This window comes from candidate division WOR-3 bacterium (assembly GCA_016867815.1).
In the GTDB taxonomy this organism is placed as follows: Bacteria; Hydrothermota; Tepidihabitantia; order Tepidihabitantales; family Tepidihabitantaceae; genus UBA2258.
On sequence record VGIR01000203.1, the window covers coordinates 1 to 1,976 of the forward strand.

The 1,976-nt window shown below is 61.8% G+C and carries 2 protein-coding genes; both read left to right on the plus strand.

Annotation, left to right across the window (positions count from 1 at the left end):
- The first annotated feature begins 627 nt into the window (after nt 1-627).
- Entirely contained in the window at nt 628-867 is a 240-nt protein-coding gene (locus FJY68_14305; protein MBM3332993.1) for a hypothetical protein, read from the plus strand.
- A partial coding sequence (glnS, locus tag FJY68_14310; GenBank protein ID MBM3332994.1) for a glutamine--tRNA ligase occupies nt 860-1,976 on the plus strand: 1,117 nt, incomplete at its 3' end. The genes FJY68_14305 and glnS, both read left to right, overlap by 8 nt.

Here is a 1,976-nt window from a genome sequence, read left to right on the forward strand (position 1 = left end):
CATGGCTCTGCTCGGCTGGGCGCTTGACGACAAGACCGAAGACTTCACCCGCGAAGAACTGGTGAAGAGCTTCTCCCTCGAGCGGGTGAACAAGTCAGCCGCGAGTTTCGACCCGGGCAAACTGATGGCATTCGAGGTCAGGCACATGCTGGCCCTGCCGGTCGACAAGAGGGTCGAACTCTGCCTGCCGTTTCTCGAGAAGGCCGGGCTGGTTGCCGCTCCGGACAAGGTCGCGGCAATCATCACGGCAGCGGGCGACCGCATCAAGGTCACCGGGGACATCCTCGACTACACCGATTTCTTTGTGCCAGACGACAAGGTGGTCTTTGACGAGAAGGGTTTTGATAAGGTGTTCGGCAGACCAGGCGCGGCCGAGCTGCTCACGGAGTTCACCGGGCAACTCGCAACGCTCGAGCCGTTCGGCGCCCGGAGCCTTGAAGGACTTCTGCAGCAGTTCGTGGCGGCGAAGGGCATCAGTGTGGGGCAGATAATCCACGTGCTCCGGATGGCCGTGACCGGCAAGGCCGTGGGATTCGGGCTGTACGAGACGCTGGCGATCCTCGGCCGAGAGAGCTGCCGCGTCCGCATCGAGTGCGCCCTGCGCAGGGCTTCAGAAAGGAGATAGCGATGTCAGAGGGTAGTGTCAGCATACTTGCGTTCGTCATTGTCGTTGTTTGCGCCTTCCTCGCGTATGTGGTGTCGAGGATTGCCATACGCTCCGGCAGGAGCCGCTATGAACGCCGGATCCGTGAGTTCCGCGATTCCGGGTGCACCTGTGACTACACGTTCGTCGAGGCGTGGGGGACGACCGACGTTACGCGCAGGTGTGACTGCCCGCTTCACGGCAAGAAAGGAACCAATGCCTGAGGACCGCGTACCAAGGAATTTCATCGAGGAGGCAATCGAGGACGACCTCGCATCGGGCCGGTTTGACCACGTCCACACCCGGTTCCCGCCCGAGCCCAACGGACGACTGCACATCGGGCACGCCAAGGCAATCAGCATCGATTTCGGTATGGCGCAGAAGTACGGCGGCAAGTGCAATCTGAGGTTTGATGACACCAACCCGACCAAGGAAGAGACCGAATACGTAGATGCCATCAAAGAGGACATCCGCTGGCTCGGATATGACTGGGAAGAGCGCGAATACTACGCCTCGGGCTATTTTGAGCAGCTCTACCAATGGGCGGTTCAACTCATCAAGGCGGGCAAAGCCTACGTCTGCGACCTGAATGCCGACCAGGTCAGAGAGTATCGCGGGACGCTGACTCAGCCGGGACGCGAGTCGCCGCATCGCGGCCGCTCGGTCGAGGAGAACCTGGACTTGTTCGGTGGGATGCGCGGGGGCGAGTTCCCGGATGGTTCGCGCACGCTGCGGGCGAAGATTGACATGGCCTCGCCGAATCTCAACCTGCGCGACCCGGTGATGTACCGCATCATGCGGGCGCACCACCACCGGACCGGAGACGAGTGGTGCATCTACCCGACCTACGACTACGCACACGGTCAGTCTGACTCGTTGGAAGGAATCACCCACTCACTTTGCTCGCTTGAGTTCGAGGACCACCGGCCGCTCTACGAATGGTTCATCCGCGAGCTCGGCATCTTCCCGTCGCGCCAGATTGAGTTCGCCCGCCTGAATCTGACCTACACCGTGATGAGCAAGCGCCGGCTGCTCGACATGGTCGAGCAGGGCGTGGTGCAGGATTGGGACGACCCAAGGATGCCGACTCTATCCGGGATGAGGCGGCGCGGGTTCCCGCCCGAGGCAATCCGCGAGTTCCTCAGACGGATCGGCGTGGCCAAGGCCGACACGGTGATTGACTACGAGCTGCTGGAGCACTGCGTCCGCGAGGACCTGAACAAGCGCGTGCCGCGCGTGATGGCCGTGCTGCGGCCGCTCAAGGTGGTCATCGAGAACTACCCCGAGAACCAGACCGAGGAGTTCGATGCGGTGAACAATCCTGAGCACCCGA

Excerpts from the sequence above, each read along its gene's own strand:
- FJY68_14305 (MBM3332993.1), top strand. The coding sequence starts at position 628 with ATGTCAGAGGGTAGTGTCAGCATACTTGCGTTCGTCATTGTCGTTGTT.